Below are 19,710 nucleotides of genomic sequence, written 5' to 3' on the forward strand. Positions count from 1 at the left end.
AGGTCTTCATCCTTTCCACGGTACCACCCTAATTCAGAGACAACGGTTATCATCTCCCTTTGCAGGCTGATCAGTTTCACCAGCCTTTGTTTTTGTAACGAGTATCATCTACTCGATCGTTCCTACTATCAGAGGTTCAGAACGATACTCAGAGGGGATGTCGGTATTGGATGTATTACTGGTTTGCAGCACCACCAGCTCTCTGAAAATACGATTTCCAATCCTTTTACCTCTTCAACGCTTTACTCTATTCCGTTTTCAAAATTCCACCTGTACTGGCTGATGTGACAAGTTTGGCATATCGTGCTAAATAACCTTTTCTGATCTTTGGAGGTGGCTGTACCCACTCCTTTTGCCTGAACTGAAGTTCTGATTCTGAAACCATGAGGGAAATCGTTCGATTCGTGAGATCAATGAAGATGGGATCTCCATTTTCAACAACACCGATCGGTCCTCCTTCAGCCGCTTCCGGTGAGACATGACCGATTGAAATGCCCCGGGATGCTCCTGAAAATCGTCCATCTGTCATGAGTGCGACTTTCTTTTCAAGACCACGGCCTGCAATGGCTGCAGTCGGTGCCAGCATCTCCGGCATTCCCGGACCACCTTTTGGCCCTTCATATCGAATGACTACGACATGACCTTCTTTTACTTCTCCACTTTCGATTCCGGCAAGGGCATCATCCTGAGATTCGTATACAATCGCTTCCCCCATGAATGTTTTAATGGATGGGTCGACTGCTCCGACTTTAATGACTCCCCCGTTTGGAGCGATATTTCCAAAGAGGACGGATAATCCTCCGACTGGACTGTGGGCATTTTCCCTGCGACGGATGACATCGTCATTTTGAATATGAGCATCCTTCACATTTTCGTATAGTGACTTTCCTGTAACCGTGATGCGGTCTTTGTGTACAGCTTCCATTTCACATAGCTCTTTAATGATGGCGCTGACCCCGCCTGCATTGTGAACATCCTGCATGGAGTAATCAGATGCCGGGCTTATCTTAGATAAATACGGGACTCGTTCTGCCACTTTATTGATTCGGTTGATGTCATAATCGATTTCCGCTTCATTGGCAATCGCCAGTGTGTGGAGGACGGTATTGGTTGAACCTCCCATGGCCATGTCTAAAGCGAATGCATCATCGATGGTGTCTTTTGTTATGATGTCTCTTGGTTTAATATCCTTCTTTACCATTTCTACCAGATATTTGGCTGCATCCTTGATTAACTGATGCCGTTCTTCCGATGTAGCAACAATGGTGCCATTTCCCGGAGGAGCCATTCCAAGCATTTCCATCAGGGAATTCATGGAGTTCGCTGTGAACATTCCTGAGCATGATCCGCAAGTGGGACATGCATTGGCTTCAATGTCGAGAAGCTGTTCTGCCGTCATCCTTCCTGACTGATGGGCGCCTACTCCTTCGAAAACGGATACGAGTGATAATGGCTTCCCGTCGCTGGAAACCCCCGCTTCCATCGGGCCCCCTGATACAAAGACGGAAGGGACGTTTGTTCGGACAGCTGACATGAGCATTCCCGGTGTGATCTTGTCACAGTTCGGAATGTAGAACACTCCGTCGAACCAGTGAGCGTTGATGACGGTTTCTGCTGAGTCGGCAATCAGTTCCCGGCTCGGGAGTGAGTACCTCATCCCGATATGTCCCATGGCGATCCCATCATCCACACCGATTGTGTTGAATTCGAATGGGATCCCGCCGGCTTCCCGGATCGCTTCTTTCACCACCTGGGCAAATCCGTTTAAATGCATATGACCGGGAATGATATCGATGTAAGAGTTGCACACCCCGATAAATGGTTTTTCCATGTCTTCGAGCTTGACCCCCGTTGCATATAGTAAACTGCGGTGGGGAGCCCGGTCGATTCCTTTCTTGATCATGTCACTTCTCACGTCATCACCTCCAACTTAGCCAACTTGAGCATTCTGTTTGTAAACTTTTCTTCCATCCTGCGTGACAGTGCTTCTGAACTCCTGCAATAATTGGGTTGTATACTTTCCAGGTTTTCCTTCACCGATTACACGTCCGTCAACCTTTACAACGGCAATGACTTCGGCGGCTGTGCCTGTTAAGAACACTTCATCCGCTGTATACACATCATGACGGGTGAAGACTTCTTCCTTCATCTCGAATCCTAATTTCCCGGCAATCTCAATGATGGCATTACGGGTGATTCCTTCAAGGGCCCCTACATATCCGGGAGGTGTCAGGATCTTTCCTTTTTTGACAATGAAGATATTGTCTGCGGATCCCTCTGCTACATATCCTTGATCGTTCAACATTAATGCTTCGCTTACACCAGCGAGGTTCGCTTCGATTTTAACGAGAATGTTATTTAAGTAATTTAAGGATTTAACCTTTGGTGAAAGAACATCTGCACGATTTCGGCGGCTGGCCACTGTAACGATATCAATGCCCGTTTCGTATAGGCTTTTCGGGAATAGGGCCAGTTGTTCTGCAATGACGATGATTTGTGGCTTCCTACAAGTAAATGGATCCAATCCCAGGTTTCCAACACCTCTCGAAATGACCACTCGTATGTAGGCATTCTCAAGTTGATTCTTTTTCAATGTATCTACGATAATGTCGCTCATCTCTTCTTTAGAGACTTCGATATGCAACATGATGGATTTTGCTGAGTCATAAAGGCGATCAACATGCTCTTCCAGACGGAACACATTCCCATCATACATTCGAATCCCTTCGAACACTCCATCTCCATATAGAAAACCATGGTCGTACACAGATACAACTGCGTCTTCCTTTTTTACAAATTGTCCGTCTAAGTAGATCCACTGTTCGTTCATGTTAATCATTCCTTTCCCGGTTGAAATTTATTTGATTATTCAGAAATTTATTATTGCAACGCAAGTACGTTGACTTGGAGCTTACTTTAGCAGGCGGCTTGGTTCAAGTGTTGCTGCCGCTTCCTGCTGGCTCAGATTTTTTTATTGAGGACAATATTACTCCCGTTTCCCGGTTAGGTCAACAGGCTTTTTGTAAATTTTTTGATTATTTAGATTTATCTGATTATAAGTAAACGCTTACATCTTTGTCCTTATAGAGTTTATACGCAGAAAAAATATTTTGAAATTTTTTAAGAAAATGGGGTGAATGAAGCTTCAGTTCTGGTGTGGATCTCTTTTGAAAATTTTTCGACAAAATCCTCTGAGAATGGGGGTTCGGGGAGTTTGGACCTGTGTGTATATGACTGATAAATTCTCACTGTTTTATTATAAATGAGAATTCATTTTTCTAATAAATAATAGGAATGAATTTTTATAAATCTGGGATGACGATTATCAATAAGTAATGAATCCAATACAAAACCTTTCATTCCCATAATTCGTAATACCTTTCAATCTTGAATTTAATTTCATTTCTTCTACAATGATGAATAACCTTTCATAAAGAAATATATTCACCCAAGAAGCAGTCGTCACTTTTTTAAACTCTATATAAATTAAAAAGAATCAACCCAAGCAACCAGATGGCCTTTGGATTGATTCTTCTTTTATACCCACGTGAACATATAATTTGGATCCTCGACATCCTTTGCTTTTTTAACGATCTTCAACGGTTTGAAGGTATCGATCATGACGGCTAGTTCGAGGGTTTCTTTTTTCCCGATACTGGCTTCTGTCGTTCCTGGATGAGGACCGTGTGGAATCCCGCTCGGGTGGAGGGTGATCGATCCTTCTTTGATTCCCTTTCTGCTCATGAAGTTTCCTTCCACATAGTACAGCAGCTCATCACTGTTCACGTTGCTGTGATTATAAGGAGCAGGAATAGATTCCGGATGGTAGTCGTATAATCTTGGAACAAACGAGCAGACAACAAAGTTATGTCCTTCAAACGTTTGATGAACTGGAGGCGGCTGATGTACGCGTCCTGTAATCGGCTCAAAATCCTCAATGTTGAACACCCAGGGATACAGATAGCCATCCCAGCCGACGACGTCCAATGGGTGATGATTTAACACATGGGAATGAAGCCCTCCCCTTGATTTGGTGATCACTTCGAATTCGCCTTCTTCATCCATGGTTGCAAGCTTCTCAGGTCCTCGCAGATCCCGTTCACAAAACGGACTGTGCTCCAGTAACTGTCCGTACTCATTGCGATAACGGCGAGGGGTGGTAATCTGACTGAAGGACTCGACGATCAGCATCTTCGTCTCTTCTTCAGGAACGACGCGGTAGATGGTCCCGATCGGAATCACCACATAATCTCCTTTTCCATAGGTGAGCGTTCCGAACATCGTCTCTACCTTTCCTTTACCAAAATGGATATAAAGCATTTCGTCTCCGTCACCATTCCGATAAAAGCTTTTCATCTCTTCTGTTACATAGGCAGTTCCAATCAATAAATCGGAATTACCGAGTAAATATTCACGGCTCTTTAAGGCACAGCCTTTTTTCTCGACTCTGTCTGTAAAGAAATGTCGATGACGAAGTGCCCCCTCATCCTCAAACTCCGGCATATAACTCCCTAAATACTCTGTTTTCGCCACAGCCGTCGGCAAATGATGATGATACAGAATCGACTGAGTTCCCGAGAATCCCTTCGTTCCCATGACCTGCTCTCTGTAAAGCGTGCCATCGGCTTTTTTAAACATGGTGTGACGTTTGTGAGGTATTTTCCCCAGTTGACGATAGTACATGATTTTCCTCCTCTCTTCTGCTTACAATTGTATTACGCAAAACACCTAAGCCCGCAATCTCTAATTCCACTACGTCCCCAGGCTTCAACCACGGATGCGTCTCAGTACCAAGCTCTAAAATGCATCCTGTTCCAACGGTTCCGGATCCAATCACTTCGCCGGGACACAGGGTGACGCCTTTAGAGGCGCGCTCGATCATGTCTGCAAATGTATAATGGATATCCTGATAATTACCCTTGGATAAGAGTTTCCCATTCACCTTCCCCGTCATAGGCAGGTCAAAACGGTCTCCCTTTCTATAGGTCTCCAGTTCATCCTTCGTCACTAAATAAGGTCCGAAAGAAGTGGCAAAGTCCTTTCCTTTCGCTGGACCAAGCCCTACTTTCATCTCATGCTTCTGGATGTCCCTTGCACTCCAGTCGTTCATGATAAAATAACCATAAATATAGTCTTCCGCGTTTTCTTTTGAAATGTTTTTTCCTTCTTTGCCAATCACGCAGGCGATTTCCAATTCATAATCAAGCCACTCACAGTCAGCCGGCTTTTCAATATGATCGAGAGGACCCTTTACAGCTAAATGATTCGTAAAATAGAAGACGGGGATGTCATACCATTCCGGCACAACATCCAGTCCCCTCCGTTTACGGGCCGTTTTCACATGTTCTTCAAACGCATAGAAATCCCGGATGCTGACTGGCCTTGGAATCGGAGACTTCAGGGTGACTTCACGTAATGAATGTACTCCCATGTCTTTTTCCGACAAGGTACCGAGCCCCTTCATCCTTTTCATGCCTTCTTCTCCAAGATCGATAATGGATAACATGTCTTTAGGGAGCGATCCATTGCTGACAGCATGGATGTCCACGACAAGGTCATCCTGAACGAATCCTGCCCTTACTTCTCCTTCTTTTAAAAAACTAACCAGCTTCACGTAACATCACCTTTTTCGAATCAATTCAAATGAATCGGATAATGGTTTGGTGTACATCTGACCGGCAAGTCTTCCGACCGGCTTGAGTTCCTTTGAATCTATTTTTCCGTCGTAATAGAGTTCATCATTGATTCTCACACATTCTACCTTCCCGATGACCAGGCTTCCTGCACCAGGATGATCGCCGAAATGAAGAACTTCATGAAGGACGCATTCCAACTGCACCTTGCTTTCAGATACTCCTGGAGGCTTTACCGTAATGGACTCCTTCTTCGTCAGCCCGACCTGCTCGAATTCATCAACGCCAGGTTCAAATTCAATGGCACAGTTATTCATTTCCTCCACAAACTCTTCACTAACGATATTGATGACGAATTCCTTCGTTTTCTCGATATTTCGGAGGGTATCCTTTTTGCTGCCATCCTTCCCTCTTCTCATGGGGGAGAAGCAAACGAGCATAGGCTCTGCACAAATCGCCGTAAAGAAGCTGTAAGGGGCCAGGTTTGCAATCCCATCTTCATCAAGGGATGAAACGAAGGCAATCGGCCGGGGCAAAATCGAGCCGATCATCAGTTTATAGGCTGACTGCCACTCCAGCGTCTGGGGTTTGATATCCATTTAGTTCACCCCTTCGTTTTGCAAAATGTCTTCCAGTGCTCCAACAAATCTCTTGTTATCGTCCTCTGTTCCAATCGTGACACGAACCGTGGTCGGATATCCGAGAAGAGTTCCTGAACGGACGACGAGCCCCCTTTTCACAAGTTCATATGAGACCGTGTCACCATTCATTCCCGTGTCCACCATGATAAAGTTCGATTGAGTCGGGAAGTAGGATATCCCCATTCGGTCAAATTCATTTTCCAAATAAAGACGGCCCTGCTCGTTCTTATGGGTACACTCCCTAATAAACGCTTGATCTTCCAGGGCAATGATCGCTGACTTCTGGGCAACGGTATTCACATTGAATACATCTTTCACTTTACGAAGTTGTTCTGCGATCTCTTCATTCATGACCCCGAACCCTACTCTTAGTCCGGCCAGGCCATATATTTTCGAAAATGTTCTAAGGACGATCAGGTTTTCGAATGCTGACAGAAGAGGCAGGGTTTCTAAATAGTCATCGGTTGTGACGTACTCCATATAGGCTTCATCCACCACCACCAGGATGTGCGAAGGGACGCTCTCGATAAAGTGCAGGAGTTCTTTTTTTCCGACGATGGTTCCGGTTGGGTTATTGGGATTACACACAAAGATCAGCTTCGTTTTCGGAGTGATGTGGTCAAGCATCCCCTGCAAGTCATGGGTACCGTTTACGAGAGGGACAATGACCGGAGTGCCTCCCTCCAGGAACACATTGGTCTGGTACCTGGGAAATGTAACATCTGCCATAACGGCTTCGTCGCCAGCGCTCAAGTAAGCTCTCGTCAACAGCCGGATCACTTCATCTGAGCCATTCCCGAATACGATCTGTTCTTTCGGAACCCCTAAAAACGCTGAAACCTTTTGACTAAGATCGACGGCAGCTCCGTCCGGATACAAAAACAGGTCGCTCCCATTTTCTTTAAACCACTGCTTCACTTTCGGGGAGCAGCCATATATATTTTCATTTTCTGACAGCTTTCTGATTGAGGAGAGACCATGCTCCTTCTGTAAGTCGCCAAGCGTCTTCCCCAGCACGTATGGAGCGATATGCGTGACTGCTTCTCTTGTTTTGAACTTTAATGTCATACATGAATCCTCGCCTTCCTCATGGATGAAGGGGGTCGACTCACGTGTTAGCTTATCTTCTGTTCAAATATGGTACCTGCAAACTGTACGATATTATAAGTAGAAGCAGCTAATCTCTTCATGAGTTAACCCCCTGACCGGTCCTTTGACCCCCGTTATATATACTCTATCTATTTTTTATAGGTTTCCTCTGCGTTCTTGCTCGCGCTCGATGGATTCGAATAATGCTTTGAAGTTTCCTTCTCCGAATCCTCTTGCACCCTTACGTTGAATCACTTCAATGAAAAGAGTTGGACGATCTACGATTGGCTTTGTGAATATTTGAAGCAGGTAGCCTTCGTCATCACGGTCTACTAGAATATTCAACTCCTTGATCTTGGAAATCTCTTCATCGATTTCCCCTACACGCTCTGAAAGCATGTCGTAATAGGAATCCGGAGTATTTAGGAATTCCACACCATTTTCCTTCAAGATACCAACTGTCTTCACGATATCCTCGGTTAAGATGGCAATATGCTGCACTCCTGGACCACCGTAGAACTCAAGATATTCCTGAATTTGTGATTTGCGTTTTCCTTCAGCAGGCTCATTGATCGGGAATTTAATGCGACCGCCGTTATGCATAACCTTGGACATAAGGGCTGAGTATTCCGTTGTAATGTCTTCATTTGTGAAGTGGCGCATTTCCTTGAAGCCCATCACTTTTTCATAGTACTCCACCCACTCTTCCATGCTCTCCACGTTTCCAACTACGTGATCCACAGCGATGATACCGGCATCTTCATGTTTAAGAGTAGAATCATATTTTTCAAAACCCGGCATGAAGATCCCTTTATAATCTTTACGTTCCACAAGGGTATGGATCGTATCCCCGTATGTACCAATGATGGCTTTCTTCAATTTTCCATTATCATCTTCGAGGGTCGAAGGTGGCATGATTTCAATCGCACCGCGGGATACCGCACCAGTGTAAGCCTTTTCAACATCATCCACCACAAGGGCGATATCTTTAATGCCGTCTCCGTGATGCTTTACGAATTGAGCCACCCGGCTGCCTTCGTGCAGGCTTCCCGTTATGACCAATCGGACTTTGTTTTGTTGCAGTACATAGGATACTGTGTCACGATTTCCTGTTTCCAACCCTGAATAGGCAACGGTCTTAAAACCGAATGCTGTACAGAAGAAGTGAGCAGCTTGCTTTGCATTACCCGTATAATACTCCAAAAAATCTACATCTCTTACCGGGAAGACATCTTCTACTTTAACCTGCTTTTTTGCTGCATTCTCTTGCATCCTAACCCCTCCATTAAACGTTAGTATATTCTGAATATTATATTAAATAGTTTTATAGAACTTCTCAAGAGCGGCTAGTAAAGCTTAAACGCTTCTCTGTGTAAAAGCGTGTTCCTCACTTTACCTGGCAAGCTCCTCTTTTCGGGGAGGCATGTGCACGGCGTCTCCCTTTAATCCTTCGACCGCTTCGAGTAAACTTTCATTCATACTTGGGTGCGGATAGAGTGGAAAACGAAAGTCCTCATCTCTCGCTGCCATCTCAAGGCCGAGCACACCTGATGTGATCAGCTCGACTGCTCCCTTCCCCATCATATGAATCCCAAGAATCATATCCGTTTCACTGTCTGACACGACTTTCACGAATCCATCCTTTTCATCCGTCAGCTGAGCATACCCGTTTCCTCTGACAGGGTTCTCACTCACTGTAACCGAATACCCTGCCCGTCTTGCTTCTTCCTCTGTCAAGCCTGCACATGCAATAGGAGGACTCATCTGTACCACCGTCGGCACAAACTGCAGATCTACTTCCACTTGTAGCCCAGCCATGGCCTCGGCCGCCGCCTTACCCTGTTTGATCGCTTTGACTGCGAGGGACGGACCTTCCGTAACATCCCCGATCGCCCAAATATTCGGAATGGAGGTCCGTCCCTCCCGATCTGTTTGGATATAATCTTCCTCCGTTAATTCAACACGGAGACGGTCAAGACCGATGTCTGATAGATTCGGCTTAACTTTTCCACTTGCGACAAAGTGAGAGCCTTCAATTGAAACGATTTCCCCGTTCCCTTTGTCAATGCTCACTTTGACTTTTGCTTCAGCTTGACTCGCAGCTTGCAGCGTAGAATTCTTGATTACATTGACCTTCTGCTTTTTTAACTGTCTGAACAGTTCTTTTGATATGGCAGAGTCAAATGGAAATTCCCCGTTCAAAATAAGGGTGACACGGCTTCCCAATATGGAGAAAATAGTCGCGACCTCCAATGAAATATAATCGCTCCCATATATGATCAGCTCCTCAGGAATTTCCTCGAGCTGAAAAATCTCTTTCTCTTTTAGGACACGATCCGAGTCAAATTCAATTCCATCCGGGTATTGAATCTCACCACCTGTCGCGACGATTGCCTGTTTGAAATTAAACAGGGAAAACTCATGACCGTTTTCAACTCCAATACGGGATTCTGACAGGAAGGATGCCGAGCCCTTTACGATTTCAACCTTATTCGCTTTGCACAGTGATTCTACCCCTGATCGGAGCTGGGTGATTTTTTTATTTTTATAGTTTTGAAGAGAAGAAAGATTGGCTACCACTTCCCCAAACTCCATCCCCATTTCCTTCAGGTGTTTCGTCTTTTTAAATTCCTGGGCAAAATGGGTGAATACCTTTGACGGAATGCACCCTTTATTTAAACAGGTCCCGCCTACATCCTCCCGTTCGATCAACGTCACCTGTCTACCGAGGCTCGCGGCTCTGATGGCTGCGTGATAACCCCCGGGACCTCCTCCGATGACGACAATGTCTTTATCTTCCGTAATCTCTCCCACTACCATTTACATCAACTCCAAAAGCATGGATTGAGGTTCTTCAATCAGATCCCGTAATCGATTCGTAAATTTCACAGCTGTTCCGCCGTCTACTACCCTATGATCAAAGGACATCGAAACATTCATCATGGAACGGACGACAATTTCATCTCTTTCGTTCACCATCGGACGCTTCTTCGTTTTATGAAAGGCGAGGAGGGCTACTTCCGGTTCGTTAATGATCGGAGTCGCTCCGATCGATCCGTTCAGCGGTCCTACGTTACTGACCGTGAAGGTTCCTTCTTTGATATCCTTCATCGTTAACTTGCCTTCCTGTGCTTTTACGGTCAGTTCCTTCATTTCGCCGTGAATGTCCTTAATGGTTTTCCGTTCAACCTGTTTGATGACAGGGACGATCAGTCCTTCCTCTGTATCTACAGCGATTCCTATATTGTGATGGGACTGAAGCTCGACACACTCCTCCTGTTCATTGAGACGGGCATTGAAGACCGGAAACTCTTTTAAACAGACAGAAATGACTTTGATAAAATAAGCTCCCACGGAAATGGACCCGCCGCTCGCTTTCATGGTATCTTTCCAGGCTAATAGATTCGTAACGTCGACTTCTTCAAAATGGGTACAGTGCGGGATGGTTCTGAGTGACTGTGACATTTTGGAAGCAATCTGTTTGCGTCTGCCCCGGAAAGGAATCGTTTCAGCGTCAGGTTCAGTCGGTGCTGCATGGGCAATAGTTTTAGGTTCTTCAACCGTCACCGGCACTGACTGACTTTCTCCATTCATATAAAGGAAAATATCTTCATCGAGGATTCTACCACCAGCTCCGGAACCAACCACTTCTTCTATGTTAATACCATTCTCCCTTGCTATTTTCCTCGTATACGGGGAAGCAAGGATCCTTCTTTTCTTCAATACTTGAGTTGTTTGTGGAAAGGACCGCTCGCCCCCATACTGCTTCTGTTCTTTTTCCATCAACAGAACCGTAGATCCCACTGGGATCGTTTCCCCTTCACTAACGGTAAACTCCTTGATCACACCTGAAAATGGTGCCGGGATCTCTGCCGTCATTTTATCTGTTTGTACCTCTACCAGTGGTTGATCCGCTCTCACGACATCCCCCACTTTTACAAGAAAGTGATTGATATTGGCTTCGGTCATGCCTTCCCCAATATCATGAAGCTTAACTTCCATGGACTCCCTCCTTGTCTAATAGCGGGCTACATTTTCCACTGCAGCCAGCACACGTTTACTGTCAGGCAAATAGAAATCTTCAAATCCGAAATATGGGACAGGTGTATCGAATCCTGTTACCCTTTCAGTCGGCGCTTTTTGATATAAAAAGGATTTGTCATTGATGATCGCCAGTACATCATTTCCGACTCCACCAGTGGCGTGTGCTTCATGGACAATCACGGTTCTGCCTGTTTTCTGAACAGAGGTCGAAATTAGGTCTTTATCCAGAGGGTAGAGTGTTCTAAGATCAAGGACTTCACAGTCGATGCCTTTGCCAGCCGCTTCCTTAGCAGCGTCTTCAGCTACCTTCACCATCGCTCCCCACGCAATGATCGTGACGTCCTCGCCCTCTTTGACTACCTTGCCTTTCCCGATTTCCACGGTGTACTTTTCTTCAGGCACTTCTTCCCTGGAAGAACGGTAACATCGCATAGGCTCCAGGAATAGAACGGGATCAGGGTCCTCGATGGCTGCAATCAGGAGTCCCTTTGCATCATAGGGAGTTGCGGGACAAACAACCTTGATTCCCGGCATATGAGTGAAAAGTGCTTCCGTGCTATCGGAATGAATCTCAGGCGCCCTTACACCAGCCCCATACGGAGCCCTGATGACCAATGGGCAGGTAAAGTGTCCCAGGGTACGGGCGCGTATTCTGGATGCATGTGTCATGATCTGCTCGTATGCCGGGTAGATGAATCCTAAAAATTGGACCTCGGCTACTGGACGAAATCCGTTCAGCCCCATCCCGATGGCCGCTCCAATAAAGCCGGCTTCACTTAAGGGTGTATCAAGAACCCGGTCTTCACCAAATTCCTGTTGAAGACCGTCCGTCGCCCTGAATACTCCGCCATTCGTCCCGATATCTTCACCCATCAACAGAACATCTTCGCTTTCCTGGAGCATCACTCTCATAGCATCCGTTATGGCTTGAACCATCGTCAGCGTCTTCATTTTCGTTAAGGTGCTCATTCTACTCACCTCTCCATCGCTCAAGGAGCTTATCTTTTTGTTCCTGGATCGTCCAGGTCGGTGTCGCAAATACATAATCAAAGATCACACTGGGATCGGCTGCCGGGTATGCTTCCAGTTCCTCTACTGCAAGATCTACTTCCTTCGCACATTCCTTTTGAACAGAGGTCATCCACTCTTCGTCAACCCAGCCTCGATGCTTCATGAATTTCGTCAACCGGTCGACAGGGTCATTTTCCTTACGTCGGGTCTCACTTTCCTGTTGATCACGATACTTCGTCGGATCATCTGCGGTTGTATGGGCACCGTATCTCCAGGTCACGGACTCGATCAAGGTAGGTCCGTCCCCGTTTCGTGCTCTCTCCAGCGCCCTTAGCGTTTCAAAGTAAACAGCAAAAATATCATTGCCGTCGATGCGTACGCTTGGAATGTCATAGGCAAGTGATTTCTGGGCAATGGTCTTTGTTTTCATTTGCTTTTGCATGGGAACGGAGATGGCGTAATGATTGTTTTGATTGAAAAAGACGACCGGGGCATCCCAGACGCTTGCCAGGTTCAATCCTTCATGAAAGTCGCCTTCAGAGGTGGCGCCATCACCAAAATAAACGATGGCTGCATTCCGGGTTCCTTTTCTCTTCTCGGCAAAAGCCGCCCCTACCGCATGGGGAAGCTGTGTCGCGATCGGAATGCCGGGAGTGAAGATATTCTTTCCTTCAGGAGGCACGCATCCTTCATTTCTCCCCTTCCAGAATAGGAGGATATGAAGAAGGGAGTGTCCGAATGTCATGGTTGCCCCATGATCCCTATAGGACGGGAATAACCAGTCCTTCTCTTGTAGTGCAAGGGCACTCCCCACCTGGGATGCCTCCTGTCCCTCAAATGGTGCGTAAGTTCCGATCCGCCCTTGACGCTGCAGGCTAACGGCTTTGCGGTCAAAGGTACGGATCCTGATTAGATGACGATAAAAAGTACGGGCCAAGTCTTCTGAAATGTCCTTTTCATACTCACTTTGAACCAGCTGTCCTTGTTGGTCCATCACCTGGACCAATTGAAATTCCTCGATCATTTCATCACCTCTTTTGGCGCTTTTTTGATGGTACGAAAACCTTTGCTTATTTATGTCCTAACCGACCATTTCGGACGTTTCGCATGGGAGAAGAAGCTGTTTCTTCTTGTGCGTGCATGGATTCTGTCCTCACAGAACCGGTTGGCTGCTTCGACTGTGGTCATATGCTGGTTTTCTGATTGCAGGTAAATATTTTGAAGGCTATTATAGATGGCACTTGTCTTTTGAAGGACGCGTTCTTTGTTTGGTTCGTACAATTCGTCCGCTACCTGGATCAACCCGCCTGCATTGACGATGTAATCAGGTGCATACAGGATTCCTTTTTCGTGCAGCTTCATACCATGGGAAAGGTCTAATAATTGATTGTTGGCAGAACCTACAACCGCTTTTACTTTTAGCTGATCTACCGTGTGATCATTAATGATTCCACCGATGGCACAAGGAATGAAGACATCTGCATCAACCGAGTAGATCTCATCTCCGGATACGACTTTAATGGCTGCTCCCATTCTGTTTGCCTTGGCTACTAACTGATCGATGGATTTCTGGCTGATATCCGTTACATAGAGGTCTGCTCCCTCTTCAAGTAGACGCTCGGCTACTTTAAAGCCTACTTTTCCTAACCCTTGAATGGCATAGCTTTTTCCATGGAGGTCTTTTGAGCCCCACACGTTTTGGTTGGTTGCCTGTAAGCCGTAGATCACCCCCATGGCAGTCGGGATGGATGAATCTCCGCTTCCACCGTATTCTTCATTGACGCCTACAATGCAATTCGTTTCTTTTAAGGCATAAACAAAGTCATCAGGAGTCGTGCCCATGTCTGTCCCGGTATAGAATCTTCCGTTCAGGGATTCAACAAATTGGCCAAAAGCACGGAACAACTCAGGATGTTTGTCTTTTTCAGGATCTCCGATGATGACGGCTTTTCCTCCACCGAAGTCAACATCGGCCGCTGCACATTTGTAGGTCATCCCTTTTGATAAACGCAAAACATCCTCAAGTGCTTCATCTACTGATGTGTAGGGTCTCATTCGACAGCCGCCCAGTGCAGGTCCAAGAGTCGTATTATGTATGGCGATGATGGCTTTCAGTCCTGTTTCTTCATCATTGCAAAATACAACCTGTTCATGATTTTGTATTTTTTCGAACATATCCATTTCTCCGCCCCCTGCAAGCTCTCTGTTTGTAACCGCTTCCATTTTAGTGAATACGTTAGACACTCATCTTCCTCCTTTTACACTCCTATTGATGAAATAGATCAAAAACTAGTTCTCTTTTATTCTTTCATTAATTATCTCTTTAGGCAGTACCACTTGTTTGACTTCACCTTTCCCAATGAGTCTGTCATTTTCTCTATCTCTGACAGTGACTTCGGTCACGATGATGTTTCGTTCATATTTAATTACGCTCGCTTTAATTTCAAGAAAGGAACCGTTTTTCGCCGGAGCCATATGCTCGACGTTCACCTTGGCTCCCATTCCCTCTTCATGATCTTCCAAATAGGGTAGAATGATCTTTCTTGATGCCCATTCCATGTGGTAAACCATTGAGACGGTGGAATACACCGGGTGTACCACGTCTCCTTCAAACTGGGCATACATGCTGGGGATTACTTCTGTCGTGACGACGGCCGTATGTCCTTCTGCTAATCCAGACTTCATTGCTTTCCCCCTTTAAACCAACAAATTATATATTTTTATATAACGTTAATTCAACGATATAATAACATTTTGTTTTATAAATAGTCAATAAATTGTTAAAATTTAAAATATTATATTAATATAAGTTATGCAGAGGGACGGACCTTCGGCGAAGCCGAAGGTCCGTCCCTCACTCTTTTAACGCAAAAAAGCAACGAAACAGAGTTTCGTTGCTTTTTGTAGAAGGTTGTTTGTTGTTTTTGTAAGCTTATGAGAGAAGTGCCCGGTCGCTGGCGAGTTTGCTTCCACGGATTCGCTGAAATTCGTGGAGAAGTCCTTCGACTGTGAGGTGTTTTTTCTCTTCTTCATTCACCTCTAATATAATCTGGCCTTTATCCATCATGATCAATCGGTTGCCAAGGTCTAGCGCCTGCTGCATATTATGGGTGACCATCAACGTGGTAAGCTTATACTTCTCTACAATCTCTTTCGTCAGGTTCGTAATCAGATCCGCTCTGGCGGGATCCAACGCTGCCGTATGTTCATCCAACAATAAGATCGACGGTTCTGTGAATGTGGCCATCAGTAGAGAGAGCGCCTGTCTTTCCCCTCCTGATAGCAACCCGACCTTTGCATTTAATCGATTCTCAAGTCCGAGGTGAAGTGTTTCCAGTACTTCCTTAAAAAATACTTTTCGTTTTTTGGTCACACCCAGTTTAAAGGTGCGGGTACGATTTCTGGAATACGCCATGGCCAGGTTCTCTTCGATGGTCATAGTAGGTGCGGTTCCTGCCATTGGATCCTGGAACACGCGACCGATAAGCTTAGATCTTTTATACTCGGACACCTTAGAAACATCATGATCGTCAATCAGAACATTTCCCACATCAGGCAGCAGTACCCCTGAAACGATATTCATCAATGTCGATTTCCCGGCTCCGTTGCTTCCGATCACAGTGACGAAATCCCCGGGTTTTAAAGAGAGCTGAATGTCATCAAGGGCGATTTTTTCATCGGGCGTCCCTTCATTAAATACTTTGTGGATTCTATTTAATTGTAACACCGCTCTCACCCTTTCCATCTGTGATTGAAGACCTGTCCAATCGTTCTGCCATACGTTGCGCTTTTCGTTTCCTATCCTTGTAACGGTCCATCACCTTAGGCATGACAAGGGCAAGAATCACTATTGTCGCTGTGATAAGCTTCATATCCCCTGTTTCCAGGAAATCGACGCGAAGAGCCATGGATACGACTAATCGATAGATAATCGCTCCACCAATGACTGCGAGCGTCGTACGGGCGATCGTCTTGGTTCCGAACAAAGCTTCACCGATGATAACTGAAGCAAGTCCAATGATAATCATCCCGATTCCCATTCCGACATCAGCAAATCGGCTATACTGGGCAATCAAAGCTCCGGACAGTGCCACCATCCCATTCGATATTCCCAACCCCAGAATAATCATCAGATTCGTATTAGCAGAGAAGCTGCGGATCATCCGCTGATTATCCCCAGTCGCCCGTAATGCCAACCCGATTTCCGTTTTCAAGAATCCGTCTGTTATAAACTTGATGACAAGCGTGATAATGATCATAATAAATAAAATGCTCCACGTTCCCGGTACAGGCTCACCAAGCCCCACTGCCATCCACAATTTATTGAGTGCGGCATCGATTCCGAGAGATGACCAAAATCCTTCCACTCCTGTAAAAGCAGTATCCTGACTTAGTAAAGGTACATTCGACCGTCCCATTATCCTGAGATTGATAGAATACAGGGCAATCATCATGAGAATCCCTGATAATAGGGCATTGATTTTTCCAAACGTGTGAAGTAGTCCCGTTATACATCCTGCAACAAATCCGATGACAATCGCTGTAATGGTTGCGATGACTGGATTTACGCCACTAACAATCATGGTGGCAGCGACAGCGGCTCCCGTAACGAAGCTGCCGTCGACTGTTAAATCGGGAAAATCCAATATCCGAAAGGACAAGTAGACTCCGAGGGCCATAATAGCGTAAATGATTCCAGATTCAAAGGATGCGAATATTGCTGTTGGCACGAATCATCAACCCTTCCTATTTTTCTTCTAAAAATTTCCCGAGCTCAGACCAGGCTTCCTGTACTTCCACACCTTGTTCTTCAGCTGCCGCTTTATTGAACATCAACTCGAAGTTTTCCGGAGCCTGTACAGGGATTTCAGAAGGTTTTTTCTCCCCTTTTAGAATCTTCACTGCCATTAACCCAGTTTGATAACCAAGATCTTCATAGTTGAATCCACTCGCTGCAATCGCCCCTTTTTTCAATGAATCCAATTCTCCTACAAAAAGAGGAATATCCTTTTCATTAGCTACCGTGATGACTGATTCCAGCGCTGAAACGACTGTATTATCTTTCGGGATGTAAATGGCATCGACTCTTCCCACCAGGGATTCAGTCGCCTGTTTGACATCAGCGGATGTCGAAACCGTAGCTTCTGCCACTTCCACACCTTTTTCTTCTGCAAGCTTATTCACTTCAGCTACTTGAACGACAGCATTTTGTTCGCCGGAATTATAAACAACCCCAATCTTCTTCGCTTTCATTTCATCCGTGATAAATTCAAGGGTCTTTGAAATCGCTTCCGGATGAGTATCGGTCGTTCCCGTGATATTTTCACCAGGCTCTTCAAAAGACTTAACCAATTCAGCACCAACAGGATCAGTAACAGAAGTAAAAACGATCGGAATCTCTTTCGTTGCATTCAATGCGTGTTGTGCACTTGGGGTTGAGTTAGCAAAGATAAGGTCGACACCGTCTCCAACAAAGTTCTTGGCAGCACTTTGTGAATTACTTTGATCTCCTTGGGCGATTTGAACATCATATTTTACATTTTCGCCTTCTTTGAAACCGTTTTCAGCCAATGCCTTCTTAAAACCTTCAAATGCTGCATCTAAAGACGGATGTTCCACAATCTGGGTTACCCCGATCACATATTGCTTTTCACCATCTTCTCCACCTGAGCTTGTATCACTACCACAGCCCGCTAAAAACAGCATTCCCAGCATCATAGAAATGACAATAAGTAATAAACTCTTCTTCTTCACAGAAATCCCCCTTTTTCTCTTCCTGGTATATGATCAGTAGTCTGGTAGACTAGCAAATCCAAGTATGATAAAAATAAACACCAACGTAAATACAACGTTATATTATCACTCCTGTCACAAAATAGTCAATAATATTCGGAAAATTTAAAAATTAATACTAGTATAGTCGGTATTGGTGATGATTTCTAGAGGAATTGCGGGAAAATTTTTCTGTGGTTGGGCTGGTGAACGTGATGTGGGGTACGTTTTTGTGCTTTTGATTGTTCTTGGGACGTTGCGGTTGGCAATTCGTGGCGAATGCAACTTGAAAACGTAATTTATTAGGTTTAAGAATCGTTAAAGTGTCACTATAATAACGTTTTCTATGAAAATCCAGCTAAATTAATGGTTTTGTACTATAGTATTCCCCTTTGAATCTCTAATTTTTTAATTTGTTGTGCCGGAATCTATTAAACTTGTGCCACTTTAGAGATTTGTTGTGCCACTTTTGACCAAACTTGTGCCAAATTGTGAGCATCACCATAAAAAAGACACTTCCCCAATCATGGAAAAGTGCCTTTTTACAACAATCTATTAAGATTCCACACCACTACCTGATAGCTTACTGAAAATTTCCTGGGCATCGATCATCATTCCCTCAACCAATTCCTTCACCGTCGGAACATCCGATACGAGACCGGACACTTGGCCTCCATTGATAAATCCCTGATCCAGCTTCCCTTCAAGTGCTCCTACACGGTGATAATCTTCTGAGGTCATTCGACTGAACTCTTCAAGAGCGACTCCCTCTTGTTCTTTTTGAATCAGTTGTGCAGCATAAGGCGTTTTCATGACCCTTCTTACCCTTCCGACAGAACGACCGACGATGACGGTGCTATCGTCTTTTGCTTCCACTAGTGTCGTTTTATAGTTTTCATGAAAAGGAGCTTCCTGTGTAGCGATGAACCGCGTACCCATTTGCACACCACTGGCACCAAGGGCAAGCATGGAAGCGAGTCCCCTTCCATCACCGATCCCTCCTGCTGCGACCACAGGAATGGCCACAGTATCGACGAGTTGTGGAATAAGGGCAAGGGTTGTCGTTTCAAGGCTGGAGTTGATCCCGGCAGCTTCATAGCCTTCTGCCACGATCACATCCGCACCGGCGTCTTCCGCTTTCTTTCCTTGCTTTTTCGAAGCGACGACACAGATCACCTTTACGTTGTGTTCATGGAAATACGGAATGAGCGGGGCAGGATTTCCTGCAGATAAGGAAACGACCGGTATTCCCTGTGTCACCACTAAGCGGATCATCTCCTTCAAGTGAGGAGTGATGGAGATTGGAATGTTTAGAGCGAAAGGCTTACTGGTTCTCTTTTTCGTTTCCACGATGATCCCTTCCACTTCCTCCACGCCCATGGTGCCGACTCCTATTGTACCGAGCGCCCCAGCCTCCGAGATCGCCGCCGTCAAGGGAGCGTTGCTGATGTTCCCCATGCCCCCTTGAATGATTGGATATTTTATATGTAATACGTTCGTTAGGTTATTCATTATAATCC

Annotated in this window: 17 protein-coding genes and 1 other annotated feature (1 of these 18 cut by a window edge); all 17 genes read right to left on the reverse strand. The window is 45.4% G+C overall.

The window, feature by feature from the left end; genetic code table 11:
- Positions 1 to 247 (reverse strand) — a binding site (T-box leader); it reaches 13 nt to the left of the window's first position.
- Positions 248 to 1,915 (reverse strand): dihydroxy-acid dehydratase, encoded by a 1,668-nt coding sequence (ilvD, locus tag ACIFOD_RS17410; protein WP_148967299.1) that lies wholly within the window; start codon positions 1,913 to 1,915, stop codon positions 248 to 250.
- 15 nt (positions 1,916 to 1,930) lie between these two features.
- Positions 1,931 to 2,830: a branched-chain-amino-acid transaminase gene (ilvE, locus tag ACIFOD_RS17415; protein ID WP_113968590.1), complete on the reverse strand. Its 900-nt coding sequence runs from the start codon at positions 2,828 to 2,830 to the stop codon at positions 1,931 to 1,933.
- Positions 2,831 to 3,537: 707 nt separating this feature from the next.
- Positions 3,538 to 4,683, reverse strand: coding sequence for a homogentisate 1,2-dioxygenase (locus tag ACIFOD_RS17420; protein ID WP_430315673.1), 1,146 nt, complete (start codon positions 4,681 to 4,683; stop codon positions 3,538 to 3,540).
- The gene (locus ACIFOD_RS17425; protein WP_430315674.1) at positions 4,631 to 5,614 is read right to left on the reverse strand and encodes a fumarylacetoacetate hydrolase family protein; all 984 of its coding nucleotides are present in this window, start codon (positions 5,612 to 5,614) and stop codon (positions 4,631 to 4,633) included. Before ACIFOD_RS17425 ends, ACIFOD_RS17420 begins: the two co-directional genes overlap by 53 nt.
- A 6-nt stretch (positions 5,615 to 5,620) precedes the next feature.
- Positions 5,621 to 6,232 (reverse strand): flavin reductase family protein, encoded by a 612-nt coding sequence (locus ACIFOD_RS17430; RefSeq protein WP_113968587.1) that lies wholly within the window; start codon positions 6,230 to 6,232, stop codon positions 5,621 to 5,623.
- Positions 6,233 to 7,342: a histidinol-phosphate transaminase gene (gene hisC, locus ACIFOD_RS17435; RefSeq protein WP_430315675.1), complete on the reverse strand. Its 1,110-nt coding sequence runs from the start codon at positions 7,340 to 7,342 to the stop codon at positions 6,233 to 6,235.
- A gap of 177 nt (positions 7,343 to 7,519) precedes the next feature.
- Positions 7,520 to 8,635, reverse strand: coding sequence for a 4-hydroxyphenylpyruvate dioxygenase (gene hppD / locus ACIFOD_RS17440; protein WP_430315676.1), 1,116 nt, complete (start codon positions 8,633 to 8,635; stop codon positions 7,520 to 7,522).
- 120 nt (positions 8,636 to 8,755) lie between these two features.
- Positions 8,756 to 10,183 carry a dihydrolipoyl dehydrogenase gene (lpdA, locus tag ACIFOD_RS17445; RefSeq protein ID WP_430315677.1) on the reverse strand — a complete coding sequence of 476 codons (1,428 nt, stop codon included), beginning with the start codon at positions 10,181 to 10,183 and terminating at the stop codon, positions 8,756 to 8,758.
- Positions 10,184 to 11,365, reverse strand: a complete 1,182-nt coding sequence (locus ACIFOD_RS17450; protein WP_430315678.1) for a dihydrolipoamide acetyltransferase family protein — start codon at positions 11,363 to 11,365, stop codon at positions 10,184 to 10,186. It lies immediately after the preceding gene.
- 15 nt (positions 11,366 to 11,380) lie between these two features.
- Positions 11,381 to 12,376 (reverse strand): alpha-ketoacid dehydrogenase subunit beta, encoded by a 996-nt coding sequence (locus ACIFOD_RS17455; RefSeq protein ID WP_113968582.1) that lies wholly within the window; start codon positions 12,374 to 12,376, stop codon positions 11,381 to 11,383.
- Position 12,377: 1 nt separating this feature from the next.
- Positions 12,378 to 13,442 (reverse strand): pyruvate dehydrogenase (acetyl-transferring) E1 component subunit alpha, encoded by a 1,065-nt coding sequence (gene pdhA, locus ACIFOD_RS17460; RefSeq protein WP_430315679.1) that lies wholly within the window; start codon positions 13,440 to 13,442, stop codon positions 12,378 to 12,380.
- Between the two features lie 50 nt (positions 13,443 to 13,492).
- The gene (locus ACIFOD_RS17465) at positions 13,493 to 14,599 is read right to left on the reverse strand and encodes a Leu/Phe/Val dehydrogenase (RefSeq protein ID WP_181778075.1); all 1,107 of its coding nucleotides are present in this window, start codon (positions 14,597 to 14,599) and stop codon (positions 13,493 to 13,495) included.
- A 108-nt stretch (positions 14,600 to 14,707) separates the two neighbouring features.
- Entirely contained in the window at positions 14,708 to 15,103 is a 396-nt protein-coding gene (locus ACIFOD_RS17470; RefSeq protein ID WP_397553064.1) for a thioesterase family protein, read from the reverse strand.
- 247 nt (positions 15,104 to 15,350) lie between these two features.
- Entirely contained in the window at positions 15,351 to 16,145 is a 795-nt protein-coding gene (locus ACIFOD_RS17475; protein ID WP_113968579.1) for an ABC transporter ATP-binding protein, read from the reverse strand.
- On the reverse strand, positions 16,129 to 17,148 hold the full coding sequence (locus ACIFOD_RS17480; RefSeq protein ID WP_397553065.1) for an ABC transporter permease: 1,020 nt from the start codon (positions 17,146 to 17,148) through the stop codon (positions 16,129 to 16,131). The genes ACIFOD_RS17475 and ACIFOD_RS17480 overlap by 17 nt, the downstream gene beginning before the upstream one ends.
- A gap of 16 nt (positions 17,149 to 17,164) precedes the next feature.
- Entirely contained in the window at positions 17,165 to 18,136 is a 972-nt protein-coding gene (locus tag ACIFOD_RS17485) for an ABC transporter substrate-binding protein (RefSeq protein WP_397553162.1), read from the reverse strand.
- A 609-nt stretch (positions 18,137 to 18,745) separates the two neighbouring features.
- Positions 18,746 to 19,702: an NAD(P)H-dependent flavin oxidoreductase gene (locus ACIFOD_RS17490; RefSeq protein WP_430315680.1), complete on the reverse strand. Its 957-nt coding sequence runs from the start codon at positions 19,700 to 19,702 to the stop codon at positions 18,746 to 18,748.
- Positions 19,703 to 19,710: the final 8 nt, after the last annotated feature.

It is taken from the genome of Rossellomorea sp. NRS-1567, assembly GCF_050467885.1.
Taxonomy (GTDB): domain Bacteria; phylum Bacillota; class Bacilli; order Bacillales; family Bacillaceae_B; genus Rossellomorea; species Rossellomorea aquimaris_C.

Coding starts and splice junctions, on each gene's coding strand:
- ilvE (WP_113968590.1), bottom strand. CDS start 2,830: ATGAACGAACAGTGGATCTACTTAGACGGACAATTTGTAAAAAAGGAA.
- ACIFOD_RS17420 (WP_430315673.1), bottom strand. CDS start 4,683: ATGTACTATCGTCAACTGGGGAAAATACCTCACAAACGTCACACCATG.
- ACIFOD_RS17430 (WP_113968587.1), bottom strand. CDS start 6,232: ATGGATATCAAACCCCAGACGCTGGAGTGGCAGTCAGCCTATAAACTG.
- hisC (WP_430315675.1), bottom strand. CDS start 7,342: ATGACATTAAAGTTCAAAACAAGAGAAGCAGTCACGCATATCGCTCCA.
- hppD (WP_430315676.1), bottom strand. CDS start 8,635: ATGCAAGAGAATGCAGCAAAAAAGCAGGTTAAAGTAGAAGATGTCTTC.
- lpdA (WP_430315677.1), bottom strand. CDS start 10,183: ATGGTAGTGGGAGAGATTACGGAAGATAAAGACATTGTCGTCATCGGA.
- ACIFOD_RS17450 (WP_430315678.1), bottom strand. CDS start 11,365: ATGGAAGTTAAGCTTCATGATATTGGGGAAGGCATGACCGAAGCCAAT.
- ACIFOD_RS17455 (WP_113968582.1), bottom strand. CDS start 12,376: ATGAGCACCTTAACGAAAATGAAGACGCTGACGATGGTTCAAGCCATA.
- pdhA (WP_430315679.1), bottom strand. CDS start 13,442: ATGATCGAGGAATTTCAATTGGTCCAGGTGATGGACCAACAAGGACAG.
- ACIFOD_RS17465 (WP_181778075.1), bottom strand. CDS start 14,599: ATGGATATGTTCGAAAAAATACAAAATCATGAACAGGTTGTATTTTGC.
- ACIFOD_RS17470 (WP_397553064.1), bottom strand. CDS start 15,103: ATGAAGTCTGGATTAGCAGAAGGACATACGGCCGTCGTCACGACAGAA.
- ACIFOD_RS17485 (WP_397553162.1), bottom strand. CDS start 18,136: ATGATGCTGGGAATGCTGTTTTTAGCGGGCTGTGGTAGTGATACAAGC.
- ACIFOD_RS17490 (WP_430315680.1), bottom strand. CDS start 19,702: ATGAATAACCTAACGAACGTATTACATATAAAATATCCAATCATTCAA.